The sequence below is a fragment of the Bradyrhizobium sp. USDA 241 genome (assembly GCF_049739505.1).
GTDB lineage: Bacteria > Pseudomonadota > Alphaproteobacteria > Rhizobiales > Xanthobacteraceae > Bradyrhizobium > Bradyrhizobium liaoningense.
The window spans coordinates 1635842-1650217 of record NZ_JBMGPZ010000005.1 but is presented as its reverse complement, the minus strand read 5'-3'; the positions used below and the strand labels follow the sequence as shown (position 1 = coordinate 1650217).

Here is a 14376-nt window from a genome sequence, read left to right as displayed (position 1 = left end):
CGGCGATGGCCGCTCACCATTCCAAGCGTGACTGATTCGTGTCTCGCCACGATGACGAGCGGGAAGCCGGCTGTTCAGCTCGCGGCGGCGCGGCTCTCCCGCGTCTGAAAATTCTCGATCACCCGCAGCAGCACCCGCGCGCCGGCATCGGCATCGGCGAGCTCGACATGCTCATCCGGGTGATGGCTGATGCCGCCGCGGCAGCGAACGAAGATCATGCCGACGTCGGCAATGTCGATCATCGCCATGCCGTCGTGCCCTGCCCCGCTCGGCAGCTCGAACACGGAGAAGCCTTCGGCTCCGATCGCCTGCGCGATCTGCTCCTTGAGCCACGGCGCGCACGGCGCGGTGCGGTTCTCGTGGGTGACGTCAAGCTGAAGGGCCAGCTGCCGGCGCTTGGCGATCGCCTCGATCCGGCGGACGATATCGGCCACCGCACGCTTGCGGTGAATATCGGTGGGGGCGCGCATATCGATGGTGAAGGATACTTCGCCCGGAATGACATTGGTCGCGCCGGGCCTCGCCTGGATGTAGCCGACGGTGCCGACCAGGCCGCCCTCGTCGGTGCGGCAGAATTGTTCGATCGCACCAATGCATTCGGCCGCCCCGGCGAGCGCGTCGCGCCGGAGCTCCATCGGTACGGTGCCGGCGTGACCGGCCATGCCCGTCAGCCGTGCGGCGAGGCGTGTGGCGCCAGCAATCGCGGTGACGACTCCCACGGGCAGGTTCTGCGCTTCCAGCACGGGCCCCTGCTCGATGTGCAATTCGAGGTAGGCGAGCAGCTCACGCCGCGCTCGCGCGGCCGCGCCGACATGGTCGGGGTCGAGCCCGAACTGCACGAGCGCATCGCGCATCGACACCCCATCGCGATCGCGCGTGCTCAGCACATTCTCGTCAAAGGTGCCGGCCACCGCACGGCTGCCGAGCAAGGTCGAAGCGAAGCGCACCCCCTCCTCATCGGCAAAACCGACCACCTCGATCGCAAACGGCAGGCGCCTGCCGCGGCGGTTGAGATCGGCGACGCAAGAGATCGCCGTGATCACACCCAGCGGTCCATCCCATTTGCCGGCATCGCGCACGGTGTCGTAGTGCGAACCGAGCATCAGGCAGGGCGCGCCTGGCCGGTCGCCTTCGTAGCGGCCGCAGACGTTGCCGATCGCGTCGATGCGCGCGCTCATGCCGGCCTCTCGCATCCAGCTCAGGATGAGGTCCGCTGCGTCGCGCAACTCCTTGGTGAGATAGATGCGGGTGAGTTTGTCACCCTCTTCCGAGATCGCGGCCAGATCGTTGATCCGACGCACGATCACTTCGCCGAGCGATGCATTTTGAACGGCGTTAACTGACCCCATCTCGACAAACTTCCTCTTCTCTGGACCGCGGCGACGGCCGTCCTGGCGATCGGCACGAGCTCGGTCCCAGCGAAAAATCACGTACCGGCGCCTGCCCCAACAAGCGCGTGATTAGCATGAATGCGAGTACGCGCCACGCTGCCTCGCGCCGGTCATGCGCGCGGGCGCCCCAACGCCTGCAATTGCGTCTGGCATTTCTTCCCAATCAGGTATCTGACGGGCCGCATTACCGATATTTTTCAATCGGTTATCCGGAAACCGCCGTCGTCAGCAACCGTCCGGCCGGCTGGTGATGTTTCACGGCAAATTGTGTATGAAGCACGGATGAGCGAAGCCGACATTCATCGTGGTCGGCCGGCGCATGGCGGGCATTGACCGCGGAGTAGCGATGGACGCCGCGTCCGAACGTGACGAACACTTCCTGCGCATGTCGTTCGCGGTCGCCCGCCGCTCGCTTAGCCATGGCAATCATCCCTTCGGCTGCATCGTTGTCGCGGCCGACGGCCAGGTTCTCATCGAGAGCGAGAATGGCTACATGCCGGATCATGACGGCACCGCGCATGCCGAACGGCTCGCGGCCACCCAGGCCTGCCGCACGCTCGGGCGCGAAGTGCTGGCGAAGGCCACGCTCTATTCGTCGGCCGAGCCCTGCGCGATGTGTGCCGGTGCGATCTACTGGGCCGGCATCGGCCGCGTCGTCTTTGGCCTCAGCGAGCATCGCCTGCGCCGCCTCACCGGCAACCATCCGGAGAACCCGACCCTCGACCTGCCGTGCCGCGAGGTCTTTGCCCGCGGCCAGCGCCCGACGGCGGTCATCGGCCCCCTGCTCGAAAAGGAGGCTGAATCGCTGCACGACGGCGCTTGGACGAAGTAGCAGCACACCCAAAGGGAGATGACGCCGTTTTTCTGATCGCGCCCTATGCGACTGCCGAGTTGGAGCAGCTGTCGCGACCTGGTCGCTCAGCACGGTTGACGCCCCACTGGACCGATCGCCCGCCGAAACGTTGAGCAAGGGATGATGCTTTTTCACATCTTTCAGCGCGGTTCAAACTGGCCCACTATCGAAACACGGCACGAATGCAAGCGCATCAGCGAATGTTAGATCCGACGCCCAACGGCCGGCAGTCCGGCGATTCCCCGCTCCTGAGGACGATCGGCCTCACCAAGCGTTATGGCGATTTCCTCGCCAACGATTCCATCGACATCGACATCTGGCCGAGTGAAATTCACGCCCTGCTCGGCGAGAACGGCGCCGGCAAGTCGACGCTGGTCAAGGCCATCTACGGGCTGATCCAGCCCAGCGCCGGCGAGATCCGCTGGCAAGGCCAGCCAATCGTGCTTTCCGGTCCCTCGGAAGCACGCCGCCTTGGCATCGGTATGGTATTCCAGCATTTCTCGCTGTTCGACAATCTTACCGTCGCCGAGAACGTCGCGCTCGGCCTCGACGGCAAAGAGTCCTTCAAGAACATGTCGGCGCGGCTGGAGCAGGTGTCGAAGACCTATGGACTGCCGCTCGATCCCAAGCGCGAAGTCTGGCAACTGTCCGTCGGCGAGCGCCAGCGCATCGAGATCGTCCGCGCCTTGATGCAGGATCCGAAATTCCTGATCCTGGACGAGCCCACCGCGGTGCTGACGCCGCAGGAGGCAGATCAGCTCTTCGTCGTGCTGGAGCGGCTCAAGGCCGAAGGCCGCGCCATCCTCTATATCAGCCACAAGCTGGAGGAGGTGAAGCGCCTCTGTGACACCGCGACTATCCTGCGCGGCGGCAGGAAGGTCGAGACCTGCAACCCGCGGCTCGAGACCGCGGCCTCGCTCGCACGGATGATGGTCGGCGGAGAGATCAAGGAAGTGAAGGCCGCATCCGGCCGCAAGACCACAGTGCCGCGGCTCGTGGTCGATGATCTTTCGCTGGCCCCCGCAGACGCGCATGGTGTGCGGCTTGAGCACATCTCGTTCGAGCTGAAGGGCGGCGAGATCCTCGGCATCGCCGGCGTCGCGGGCAACGGGCAGGACGAATTGTTCGCCGCGCTCTCCGGCGAGCGCCTCTCGAAGGACCCTAGTACCCGGAATCAGAGCTGAGTGATACGGCGGCCTTTGAAACGGCGTTGACGGACCTTTTTCTTGGTCCAGACGAAGGGCTCGGCTCTGTCGTTGTATGCGTTGACGTAGGCATCGATGTGTTCCTGAAGCTGCTTGAGGCTCGTGAAGGAGGTGCCGCTGAGCGACTGCCCCTGCAAGATGGAAAACCATACTTCGACCTGATTGAGCCATGACGCACTTGTCGGCGTGAAATGAAATTGCACGTTGGGGTGGGCCTTGAGCCAGTCCTCGTTCTTTTTATGGGTGTTGAGGTTGTCGAGGATGACGTGAAGCTTGCGGTTCGGAAAAGCCGCGGTGACGCTGTTCATGAAATCGAGAAACTCGACGCGGCGCCGGCGTTTTGAATGGGTCGCGATGATCTTTCCGGTGGCGACTTCGAGCGCCGCAAACAATGTTGTGGTGCCATGCCGCTTGTAATCGTGGCTTTGGCCGGTCAAGGCGCGGCCATTGGGCAACTTCAGATAACCCTGCGCTCGCTCCAAAGCCTGGATCGAGGGCTTCTCGTCCACGCACAGCACAATGGCCTTCGCCGGCGGCGCGACATAGAGGCCGACAACATCGGCGGCTTTGGCCGTAAAGTTCGGGTCGTTGCTCTCGCACCAGGACTTGCGAGCCACCAGGTCAATCTTGTGGCTGCGCAGGAACCGCCAGACATATTGGACATCGACATCGCCCAGCGCCTCGGCCAGCAGGGGGCCGGTCCAGCGCGCAAACCCTTGCGGTGGCGGCTTATCCAGCAGCTTCAGAATCCGCTTGTCGGTCGTCTTCGTATAGATCGGCTGCTTGCCAGGCCGCGGCTTGTCTTGCAGCCCTTCAAGGCCATGGTCGGCATAGCGATGCCGCCAAAGGCTGACAATCCGCGGCTGGACCCCAACTTCCTTGGCGATCGACCGGGTGCTGCGCCCATCCGCCGCCAACAGAACTATCCGCGCCCGCTTCAAATCGCGCTGCAACGTCACCGGTGAGCGACAGCACGCCTCAAGCACCTTGCGATCTTTCCTCGAAAGGTGGACTTCTCTTGCTTCGGGTATCATCCCGACCTTGAATCACGACTCACGTTCCAAGAAAAGTGGGTACTAGCACGGTGGTGATCGAAGGCATCGCCGCCGGCCATCTCTCGATCACCCGGCGGCGCAGGCTGGGCGCTGCTTTCGTGCCCGAGGAGCGGCTCGGCCACGGCACCGCGCCGCGCATGAAGCTGTCGGAGAACGCGCTGCTCACCGGGCACGCCGCCAGCGGCATGGTCCGTCGCGGCTTCATCGATACCGCGGCCACGCTGAAGGCGGTCGACCGCGCGACCGAGACGTTCGACGTCCGCAAGGCCAAACGCGATCCGGAAGCCGCGAGCCTGTCCGGCGGCAATCTGCAGAAGTTCATCGTGGGACGCGAGATCCTGCGCTCCCCCGCGGTGCTGGTGGTGAGCCAGCCGACCTGGGGCGTCGATGCCGGCGCCGCCGCCGTCATCCGGCAGGCACTGCTCGATCTCGCAACCGCAGGCGCCGCCGTCCTCGTGACCAGCCAGGATCTCGACGAGCTCGCGGAGATCGCCGACCGCATCGCCGTGATGTTCCACGGCAGGCTTTCGGCTCCGCTCGCAGCCAGCGAAGCGAGCCGCGAAAAGCTCGGCCTCCTGATGGGCGGCAGCAGCCTGGAGCCGGAGGAGGTCGCGCATGCAGCTGGTGCTTGAAAAGCGCGTCGAGCGCTCCAACACGATAGCGCTGGTCTCGCCGCTGATCGCGATTGGCCTCACGATCCTGACCATGGTCATCCTGTTCGCGATCCTGGGCAAGAATCCGCTGCTCGCCCTGCACGCCTATTTCGTTGCACCTTTGACCGACAGCTATTCGCTCCAGGAGATCGCGGTGAAGGCAACGCCGCTGGTGATGATCGCGATCGGGCTGTCGCTCTGCTATCTCGCCAATGCCTGGAACATCGGTGCCGAGGGACAATTCCTGATCGGCGCCGTCGCCGGAAGCTGGATCGCGGTGAAGACGCAAGGCACCGATGCCGGCGCCTGGGTGCTGCCGGCCATGCTCGTCCTCGCCGCCGCAGCGGGCGCGCTCTATGCGCTGATCCCGGCGATCTGCAAAGTCAAGTTCGGCGCCAGCGAGATCCTGACCAGCCTGATGCTGGTCTATGTCGCCGACCTCTTCCTCGACTATCTCGTGCGCGGCCCATGGCGCGACCCGCCGGGCTTCAATTTTCCGACCACGGCGGAATTCGATCCGGTGGCGACCGTCCCCCTGCTGATCGAAGGCGGCCGGCTGCATCTCGGCTCGATCATCGCCCTGCTCATCGTCGCAGCGGCGGCGATCCTGCTGGGGCGCACCATCAAAGGCTTTGAGATCCGCGTGGTTGGAGCTGCCCCCCGTGCGGCACGGTTCGGCGGCTTCAATGCCAATCAGCTGATCATCCTGACCTTTGCGGTATCAGGCGCACTGGCGGGCCTTGCCGGGATCATCGAGGTTGCGGGTCCGATCGGGCATCTCCAGCCCGGCATCTCGCCTGGTTACGGCTTTACCGCGATCATCGTGGCCTTCCTCGGCCGTCTGAACCCGCTTGGAATACTCATCGCAGGCCTTTTCCTGGCATTGACCTTTATCGGCGGCGAGCAGGCGCAGATCGCGATGAAGATCCCGTTGGACGTCACCAAGGTCTTTCAGGGCATCCTTCTGTTCTACGTGCTCGCCTGCGATTCTCTCATCCTCTACCGCTTCAAGCTGGTCTTCCCGAACCGACAGGTGACTCGTGGAGCTGGTTGAGGCCATCATCCTCGCGGTGCTCGCCGCGTCGACGCCGCTGCTGATCGCGGCGACCGGCGAGCTCGTGACCGAGCGCTGCGGCGTGCTCAACCTCGGCGTCGAGGGCATGATGATCGTCGGCGCGGCCTGCGGCTTTGCCGGCGCCTGGCTGACCGGATCGGTCTTCATCGGCGCGCTGTTCGGCGTGGTCGCGGGCACACTGATGTCGCTCGTCTTCGCGCTGATGGCGCTCGGGCTTGCCGTCAACCAGGTTGCGACCGGGCTCGCGCTGACCATCCTCGGCGTCGGGCTCTCCGGCCTGATCGGCGCCGGCTTCGTCGGCGAGCGCATCACGCCGGCAATGCACCTCTATATTCCCGTCTTGACGGACATTCCGCTGATCGGCCGCGTGCTGTTCGGCGAGGACGGCTTCGTCTATTTCTCGGTCGCGCTGATCGCCGGCGTCTGGTGGTTCCTGTACCGCACGCGGGCGGGGTTGATCCTGCGCGCCTGCGGCGACAATCATGTCTCCGCACATGCGCTCGGCTATCCCGTGCTGCGCATCCGCACCTTCGCCGTGATGTTCGGCGGTGCCTGCGCCGGGCTTGCCGGCGCTTATTTGCCGCTCGCCTATACGCCGTTCTTCATCCCAGGCATGACCGCCGGCCGCGGCTGGATCGCGCTGGCGCTGGTGGTGTTCTCATCCTGGCGGCCCGGCCGGCTCGTGGTCGGCGCCTATCTGTTCGGTGCGGTGACGATCCTCCAACTGCACGCGCAAGGCTGGGGCGTCGGCATTCCCTCGCAATTCATGTCGGCACTGCCTTATCTGGCGACAGTCATCGTCCTGGTCCTGCTCTCCCGTGCACGCGGCGGTGGCTCGACCGCGCCGGCCGCGCTCGGCACGGTGTTCGTGCCTGACCGTTGAACTCATTCCACGGCGGGCGCGATGGGGCGCGCGCGTTGCGGATCGTGGCTTTCCCCTGATGTTGGAGATCGATGATGAGGAAATCACTTCTTGCGCTGACTGCCGGGCTTTTGCTTGCCGGGAATGTCAGTGCAGCCTCCGCCGCCGACAAGCTGAAGGTCGGCTTCGTCTATGTGGGTCCGATCGGAGACCTCGGCTGGACCTATCAGCACGACCTCGGTCGTCAGGCGCTGGTGAAGGAACTGGGCGACAAGATCGAGACCACCTACCTCGAAAACGTGCCCGAAGGCCCCGACGCCGAGCGCTCGATCGAGCAGCTGGTCCGCGCCGGCAACAAGCTGATTTTCACCACGTCCTTCGGCTACATGGACTCGACGCTGAAGGTCGCCAAGAAATACCCGAACGTGCATTTCGAGCACGCCACCGGTTACAAGCGCAACCCGAACATGTCGACCTATTCGGCGAAATGGTATCAGGGCCGCTACATTCAAGGTCTGATCGCAGCCAAGATGTCGAAGTCCGGCGTGCTCGGCTACATCGGCTCGTTCCCGATTCCGGAGGTCGTCTCCGGCATCAACGCGACGATGCTGGCGGCGCAGACCATCAACCCGAACATCAAGGTCAAGATCATCTGGGCCAACACCTGGTTCGATCCCGGCAAGGAAGCCGACGCCGCCAAGGCGCTGATCGACCAGGGCGCCGACGTCATCATGCAGCACACGGATTCGCCCGCCGCCATGCAGATCGCCAGCGAACGCGGCAAGCTCGCCTTCGGTCAGGATTCCGAGATGATCAAGTTCGGGCCCAAGACCCAGCTCACCTCGATCCTGGATACCTGGAGCCCCTACTACATCGAGCGCGTCAAGGCCGAGCTCGCCGGAACCTGGAAGTCCGAAAACACCTGGGGCGGCCTCGACAGCCACATGTTCGCGATGGCGCCCTACACCAACATGCCTGACGATGTGAAAAAGATGGCCGAGGATGCCCAGGCCGCGATCACTGCGGGCAAGCTGCATCCGTTCAAATGCCCGATCGTTGGGCAGGACGGCAAGCCGGTCGAGTGCAAGGGCGGCGATCACCTCGACGACGGCCAGATCCTTGGCATGAATTTCTACGTGAAAGGCATCGACGACAAGCTGCCGGGCAAGTAGCACGCTTCTTGCATTCCCCAATTCACCTGCTCCTCCCGGAGGAGGTTCGGAGGGGGTGGCCAGAAGCACCCGGCACTTGTGGCTGCCCCCTCTTTCCATCTTGCCTGGCCTAGCCCGCCCGCATGGCCCGCGCCGCGGAACTGTGGCGGCGGATGAGGTCTGCCACGTCCAGGCCCGGAATCGCGCCGTCGATCACCGTCCATTTTCCGGCCACCATCACCCGATCGGCCCGATGCGCCCCGCACAGCACCAAGGCAGCCAGCGGATCGCCGTGACCGGAGAAGCGCAGCTCGTCGAGCCTGAACAGCGCGAGATCGGCGGCCTTGCCGACGGCGATCGCACCGAGTTCCGGCCGCCCGACACAGGCCGCCGAGCCCTTGGTCGCCCAGCGCAGCGCATCCTTGTGGCTGACTTTCGCTACCCCGTAGCGCGCCCGTTGCAGCAGGAAGGCGGCGCGTACCTCCTGCATCAGGTTTGAGCCGTCGTTCGACGCCGAACCGTCGACGCCGATCCCGATCCCGACGCCGGCCTCCTCCATCTCGCAGACGGGACAGCAGCCGGACGCCAGCAGCTGGTTGCTGCAGGCGCAATGGCTGATGGTCGTCTTCGCCTTGGCGAGGCGCTTGATCTCGCCGTCGTCGAAAAAGATGCCATGTGCGAGCCAGGTTCGCGCACTGAGCCAGCCGCATTGCTCGAGATAGTCGAGCGGGCGGCAGCCATACATCTGCTGACAGAATTTGTTCTCGTCCTCGGTCTCGGCGAGGTGGGTGTGCAGCCGCACGTCGAGCTTGTCGGCGAGATCGGCGGTCGCGCGCATCAGCGACGTCGTCACCGAGAACGGCGAGCACGGCGCGAGCGCGATCTGCACCATCGCATCCGCACCGCGCTGGTGATGCTTTGCGACCACGCGCGCGCTGTCGGCGAGAATCGTATCCTCGTCCTGCACGACGCTGTCAGGCGGCAGGCCGCCGTCGCGCTGCGACAGGTTCATCGAGCCCCGGGTCAGCAGCACCCGCACACCCAGTCGCTGTGCCACCGCCACCTCGATATCGACGGCGTCCTCGAGCCCTGCCGGGAAAACATAGTGGTGATCGGTCGTGGTGGTGCAGCCGGAGAGCACCAGCTCGGACATCGCCACCGTGACGCCGAGCTCGAGCGCCTCAGGCGTCAGCCTCGCCCAGACCGGATACAGCGCCTGGAGCCAGGGAAACAGCTGCCGGTCCATTGCAGCCGGCAGCGCCCGCGTCAGCGTCTGGTAAAAATGATGATGGGTATTGATCAGGCCCGGCAGCACGACATGCTCGCCTGCATCGAACACTGCGACATCCGCGGTTGCAGGCGCACCGCCGGCCGGCACCAGCTCGACGATCAGGCCGTCCTTCAATACGATGCCGCGTTCGGCACCATCGGCAAGGATGGCGAGGGGATCCTTGATCCAGATGGGCTTCGCATCGCTCATGATCCTGCTTCTCCACACCGAATGACGACCAGCCTGCAAGGGGAACGCCAGCCCAAACACGATATTGCTACGACTTGTTTGTTGCGGCTTGGCTCCGGTCTTGCAAGACTCGTCTGCACGATTCACCCGCAGAAGCGCGGGCGCAGCCATGGATTTGAATACCATCACGACGGTGGCCCACCCGCAAACGCGCGCGCAACTGCCTGCCTGGACGACAGGTGATGCCTGGCTTGCAGGGGGCACCTGGCTGTACTCGGAGCCGCAGGACCACCTGAGGCGACTGATCGATCTCACCGATCTGAGATGGCCGGCGCTGACGATCACGGACAGCCATCTCTCCATTGCCGCCACCTGCACGGTTGCACAGCTGGACGGTCTATCCTGCCCGCCCGACTGGCTCGCAGCGCCATTGATCGGCCAGTGTTGCCGGGCCTTCCTCGCCTCCTTCAAGATCTGGAAGACAGCCACGGTCGGCGGCAATCTCTGCATGTCGCTGCCGGCGGGGCCGATGATCTCGCTCACATCGGCGCTCGACGGCGTCTGCACCATCTGGAAGGCCGGCGGCGGCGAGCAGAACATTCCCGTCGTCGATTTCGTCACCGGCAACCAGAGCAACCGTCTCATGCCCGGCGACCTGCTGCGCCAGATCGATATCCCGATAGCGGCGTTGCGCCGCCGCACGGCCTTTCGCCAGATTTCGCTGGCCCCCGTCGGCCGCTCGGCAGCGCTTCTGATCGGCAGCCTCGATCCGGATGGCAAACTGACATTGACGATCACCGCATCAACGGTGCGGCCGGTCCAGCTCTCGTTTGCCAAGGCGCCGGACGCCGCTGCGCTCCGCGCCGCCGTCTCGGAAGGGGTCACTGAGGAGTTGTACAGCACCGACATCCACGGCAAGCCGATCTGGCGCAAGCACATGACGCTGCGGCTCGCCGAGGAAATTCGCGGTGAGCTCCTGGGAGCAACGCGGCCATGAGCTTCGAGGTCAACGGCAAGGCATTTTCTCAGGAGCCGCGCGCCGGCCAGTGTCTGCGCACGTTCCTGCGCGAGCTCGGCCATTTCGGCGTCAAAAAGGGCTGCGATGCCGGCGATTGCGGCGCCTGCACCGTGCTGCTCGACGGGGAGCCGGTGCACAGCTGCCTGATCCCGGCGTTCCGTGCCGAGGGACGCGCCGTCACCACGATTGAAGGTCTTGGCGGAGATGACGGCACGCATCCGATGCAGCGGGCCTTCCTCGATGCGCAGGGCTTTCAATGCGGCTTCTGCACCGCCGGCATGATCCTGACCTGTGCCTCGCTGAACCAGGCCCAGCGGACCGATCTCGGCGCAGCGCTGAAGGGCAATATCTGCCGCTGCACCGGTTATCGCTCGATCGAGGATGCGATCCTCGGCATGACCAATGTCGAGGCGAGCGTCGAGGCCGGCGCCGCGTTCGGCCGTAGCCTGCCGGCGCCGGCGGGCCCCGACATCGTGCGCGGAAAGGCGCGCTACACCTTCGATACCGCCATCGACGGACTGCTGCACATCAAGCTGCTGCGTTCGCCGCATGCTCACGCCAGGATCCTCACGATCGACAGGTCGGAAGCCCTTCGCGTAGCCGGCGTGCATGCGGTGCTGACGCATGAGGATGCGCCATCCGTGCTGATGTCGACCGCGCGGCACGAGAAGGACTGGATGGACCCCGAGGACACCCGAATCCTCGACGATGTCGTGCGTTTCATCGGCCAAAAGGTTGCCGCCGTCGTCGCCGAGACCGAAGCCGCCGCCGAGGAGGCATGCCGCAGGCTGAAAGTCAGCTACGAGATTCTGCCCGCGCTGATCGATCCGGAGCAGGCGATGGAGCCGGGCGCGCCAATCATTCATCCTGACCGCACCATTGCGAACCGCGTCGCGGACGCGCAGCGCAATCTCGTCGCGGAAACGCACGGCGAGTTCGGCGATGTCGCGGCCGCGCTCGCCACGTCCGCCGTGACCTACGAGGCCACTTTCCACAGTCACCGTGTACAGCATGCGGCACTGGAGACCCATGGCGGCCTCGCCTGGCTCGATGACGCAGGCATACTCAATGTCCGCACCTCGACCCAGGTCCCATTCCTGACCCGCCGCGCGCTGTCGGACATCTTCCAGCTTCCCATGGACAAGGTCCGCGTATTCTGCGAGCGCGTCGGCGGCGGCTTCGGCGGCAAGCAGGAGATGTTCGTCGAGGACATCCTGGCGCTTGCTGCGCTGAGGACCGGGCGGCCCGTGAAATTGGAGCTCACCCGCGAGGAGCAGTTCATCGCGACCTCGACGCGGCATCCGATGCGGGTCCACATCAAGGCGGGCGCCGATGCCGACGGCAAGCTCACCGCGCTCCAGCTCGACGTGCTCTCCAACACCGGCGCCTACGGCAATCATGCCGGCCCCGTGATGTTCCAAGCGCTGGGCGAGTCCATCAGCGTCTACAATTGTCCGAACAAGCGGGTGGACGGCGTCGCCGTCTACACCAACACGGTGCCGGCGGGCGCGTTTCGCGGCTACGGCCTGCCGCAGACACTGATCGCGGTGGAAGCCACGATCGACGAACTCGCCAGGCAACTCGGCATCAGTCCCTACGAGATGCGCCGGCGCAATATCGTCAAGCCTGGCGATCCCATGCTGTCGCCGCCGCCGTCCGAATATCACGACGTGCTCTACGGATCCTACGGGCTCGACCAGTGCCTCGACCTCGTCGAGCGCGGAATGCAGGCTGATGGCCCGCACCCGGACCTGTCGCCAGAATGGCTGATCGGCGAGGGCATCGCGCTGGCCATGATCGATACGGTGCCACCGGCCGGCCACATCGCCGACGCGACGATCGCGCTCAACGACGACGGCGGCTTCGACCTCACCGTCGGCACGGCCGAGTTCGGCAACGGCACCAGCACCGTGCACCTCCAGATCGCCGCGACCACGCTGGCGACCACGGTCGAGAGAATCCGCCTGCGCCAGTCCGACACCGCCCATGGCGGCCACGACACCGGCGCCTATGGCAGCGCCGGCACCTTCGTCGCGGGCAAGGCCACGCATGCGGCGGCCATGCAGCTTGCGACCGAGCTGAAGGCGGCGGCCGCCGGCGCGTGGCTGTGCGACGTGAAAACCTGCGTGCTCGATGGGGACGCCGTCGTCAGCGGCGTACGGCGCATGCCCTATACGGAACTTGCAAAGCTCGCGCACGACCGCGGACGCCCGTTCGCAGGCACCGGGAATTCCACCGGCACGCCGCGTTCGGTCGGCTTCAACGTGCAGGGTTTTCGTGTCGCCGTGAACAAGGGCACCGGCGAGCTCAGGATTCTCAGGAGCGTGCACGCCGCCGACGCGGGCGTCGTCGCCAATCCCACGCAATGCCGCGGCCAGGTCGAAGGCGGCGTGGCGCAGGCGCTCGGCGCTGCGCTCTACGAGGAGATGGTGATCGATGCGAACGGCCGCGTCATCAACCCGAAATTTCGCGACTACCACCTGCCCTCCTTCGCCGATGTTCCGCGCACGGAGGTGCACTTCGCCGAGACGTCCGACACGATCGGACCGCTCGGCGCAAAGTCGATGAGCGAGAGCCCGTACAATCCGGTCGCCGCTGCACTCGGCAACGCAATTGCGGATGCCACCGGCATTCGCTTCACCGCACCGCCCTTCAAGCCGGATCGGCTGTTTCCGGCGCTGCACGAGAAGTTCGGCGACTAGAGTGGGTTCGGTTCACCTCTCCCGTAGGGAGAGGTGAACCAGCCCGCCCGACCTACGTGCTTTAGCTGCCGCGATAGGTCGAATAGCTCCAGGGCGTGACCAGCAGCGGCACGTGGTAATGGCTTTCCGGCTCGCTGACCGCAAAGCGGAGCGGGATTTCGTCGAGAAACGGCGGATCGGACAGCGGCACATTGCGCTCGGCGTAATATTTGGCAACGCGGAATCTGAGCTCGTAGCGGCCGATCGGCAGCGGCCGACCGCCTATCAGCGGCTGGTCGGTGCGTCCGTCCGCATTGGTCACCGCGCGCGCGATGACGCGGTTCTCGCCAAGACTCGCAAGCTCCACGAGCTCGACCGGCACGCCCGGCGCAGGCTTGCCAATGTGATTGTCCAGCACATGGGTCGAGAGCCGGCCGTGCACCTTCAGCCTGTCATCGGCAACGACGAGCTGATCCAGCCGCAGCGCGGAGATGCGGCCAATTTCTTCGATCGCACGTCGCGTCTCGGTCTTGGCGATATTGAGCAGTCGCGTCTCGAAGTCGCGCAGCACGGAATCCCTGGTGTGTCTGCGCACGCAGACGATATAGGGAAAGCCGAACTTGTCGCGGTAGGCGTTGTTGGCACGCTCGAACGCCGCATATTCGGCCTCCGATAGCCGGTCGAGCCCGGCGCTGTTCTGCTCGTCGGTCGATTCCGCGGTGAGGCCGGCGGCGCGCTGCGTCTTGTCGGCGAGATCGGGATGCGCCCGGATCAGCGTCAACTGGACATCAGGCTCGGCACCCTGGATCGCCGCCATCAGCGCGGCGTGCAGCTGATTGATGCCGGCGAACGGCCGCCTTGCCGCGAGTTGCTCGGCGATCCATGGCGAATATTCGACGACATTGGCGAGCGCGGCGACGAAGTCGGCCCTGCTTGCGGCGTTGAGGTCGGTGAGCGAGATCTGCGACATAGC

General features: G+C 65.0%; 10 protein-coding genes and 2 pseudogenes. 8 read left to right on the top strand and 4 right to left on the bottom strand.

Translation table 11 applies throughout. The annotated features are described in order from the left end of the window. Positions 1–74: 74 nt before the first annotated feature. Complete coding sequence (locus ABIF91_RS29700) at positions 75–1349, bottom strand: allantoate amidohydrolase (RefSeq protein WP_028178899.1); 1275 nt, start codon at positions 1347–1349, stop codon at positions 75–77. A 388-nt stretch (positions 1350–1737) separates the two neighbouring features. On the opposite strand from ABIF91_RS29700, the gene ABIF91_RS29695 reads away from it, so the two are divergent. Both ABIF91_RS29695 and ABIF91_RS29690 read left to right on the top strand, forming a co-directional pair. Beyond that, on the top strand, positions 1738–2223 hold the full coding sequence (locus ABIF91_RS29695) for a nucleoside deaminase (protein ID WP_028178898.1): 486 nt from the start codon (positions 1738–1740) through the stop codon (positions 2221–2223). Positions 2224–2444: 221 nt separating this feature from the next. Beyond that, positions 2445–3413: pseudogene (locus ABIF91_RS29690) on the top strand (ABC transporter ATP-binding protein); the annotation flags it as partial. A 5-nt stretch (positions 3414–3418) separates the two neighbouring features. Here the strand turns inward: ABIF91_RS29690 and ABIF91_RS29685 are convergent. Further along, on the bottom strand, positions 3419–4483 hold the full coding sequence (locus ABIF91_RS29685; RefSeq protein ID WP_026192128.1) for an IS630-like element ISRj1 family transposase: 1065 nt from the start codon (positions 4481–4483) through the stop codon (positions 3419–3421). A 47-nt stretch (positions 4484–4530) separates the two neighbouring features. On the opposite strand from ABIF91_RS29685, the pseudogene ABIF91_RS29680 reads away from it, so the two are divergent. The 4 genes and pseudogenes from ABIF91_RS29680 to ABIF91_RS29665 form a co-directional block, all read left to right on the top strand. Beyond that, positions 4531–5136 (top strand): annotated as a pseudogene (locus ABIF91_RS29680) (ABC transporter ATP-binding protein); the annotation flags it as partial. Beyond that, positions 5120–6211 (top strand): ABC transporter permease, encoded by a 1092-nt coding sequence (locus ABIF91_RS29675; protein ID WP_424579547.1) that lies wholly within the window; start codon positions 5120–5122, stop codon positions 6209–6211. The pseudogene ABIF91_RS29680 and the gene ABIF91_RS29675, both read left to right, overlap by 17 nt. Then, the gene (locus ABIF91_RS29670; protein ID WP_028181031.1) at positions 6198–7115 is read left to right on the top strand and encodes an ABC transporter permease; all 918 of its coding nucleotides are present in this window, start codon (positions 6198–6200) and stop codon (positions 7113–7115) included. The genes ABIF91_RS29675 and ABIF91_RS29670 overlap by 14 nt, the downstream gene beginning before the upstream one ends. Positions 7116–7189: 74 nt before the next feature. Then, positions 7190–8266 carry a BMP family ABC transporter substrate-binding protein gene (locus tag ABIF91_RS29665; protein WP_424579546.1) on the top strand — a complete coding sequence of 359 codons (1077 nt, stop codon included), beginning with the start codon at positions 7190–7192 and terminating at the stop codon, positions 8264–8266. A 109-nt stretch (positions 8267–8375) separates the two neighbouring features. On the opposite strand, the gene ABIF91_RS29660 is transcribed toward ABIF91_RS29665, so the two are convergent. Beyond that, entirely contained in the window at positions 8376–9725 is a 1350-nt protein-coding gene (locus ABIF91_RS29660; protein WP_028181033.1) for an 8-oxoguanine deaminase, read from the bottom strand. 148 nt (positions 9726–9873) lie between these two features. Here ABIF91_RS29660 and ABIF91_RS29655 point away from each other — a divergent pair, with 148 nt between their 5' ends. Further along, positions 9874–10701 carry an FAD binding domain-containing protein gene (locus ABIF91_RS29655; protein ID WP_028181034.1) on the top strand — a complete coding sequence of 276 codons (828 nt, stop codon included), beginning with the start codon at positions 9874–9876 and terminating at the stop codon, positions 10699–10701. Next, a complete protein-coding gene (locus ABIF91_RS29650) occupies positions 10698–13424 on the top strand; it encodes a molybdopterin-dependent oxidoreductase (RefSeq protein ID WP_028181035.1) in 2727 nt (908 codons plus the stop codon). The genes ABIF91_RS29655 and ABIF91_RS29650 overlap by 4 nt, the downstream gene beginning before the upstream one ends. Positions 13425–13485: 61 nt before the next feature. On the opposite strand, the gene uraD is transcribed toward ABIF91_RS29650, so the two are convergent. After that, the gene (gene uraD, locus ABIF91_RS29645; RefSeq protein WP_028181036.1) at positions 13486–14373 is read right to left on the bottom strand and encodes a 2-oxo-4-hydroxy-4-carboxy-5-ureidoimidazoline decarboxylase; all 888 of its coding nucleotides are present in this window, start codon (positions 14371–14373) and stop codon (positions 13486–13488) included. Between the last annotated feature and the right edge of the window lie 3 nt (positions 14374–14376).

What these genes read in the sequence shown, in the direction of transcription:
- ABIF91_RS29700 (WP_028178899.1), bottom strand. Translation starts at nt 1,349, where the DNA reads ATGGGGTCAGTTAACGCCGTTCAAAATGCATCGCTCGGCGAAGTGATC.
- ABIF91_RS29695 (WP_028178898.1), top strand. Translation starts at nt 1,738, where the DNA reads ATGGACGCCGCGTCCGAACGTGACGAACACTTCCTGCGCATGTCGTTC.
- ABIF91_RS29685 (WP_026192128.1), bottom strand. Translation starts at nt 4,483, where the DNA reads ATGATACCCGAAGCAAGAGAAGTCCACCTTTCGAGGAAAGATCGCAAG.
- ABIF91_RS29675 (WP_424579547.1), top strand. Translation starts at nt 5,120, where the DNA reads ATGCAGCTGGTGCTTGAAAAGCGCGTCGAGCGCTCCAACACGATAGCG.
- ABIF91_RS29665 (WP_424579546.1), top strand. Translation starts at nt 7,190, where the DNA reads ATGAGGAAATCACTTCTTGCGCTGACTGCCGGGCTTTTGCTTGCCGGG.
- ABIF91_RS29660 (WP_028181033.1), bottom strand. Translation starts at nt 9,725, where the DNA reads ATGAGCGATGCGAAGCCCATCTGGATCAAGGATCCCCTCGCCATCCTT.
- ABIF91_RS29655 (WP_028181034.1), top strand. Translation starts at nt 9,874, where the DNA reads ATGGATTTGAATACCATCACGACGGTGGCCCACCCGCAAACGCGCGCG.
- ABIF91_RS29650 (WP_028181035.1), top strand. Translation starts at nt 10,698, where the DNA reads ATGAGCTTCGAGGTCAACGGCAAGGCATTTTCTCAGGAGCCGCGCGCC.
- uraD (WP_028181036.1), bottom strand. Translation starts at nt 14,373, where the DNA reads ATGTCGCAGATCTCGCTCACCGACCTCAACGCCGCAAGCAGGGCCGAC.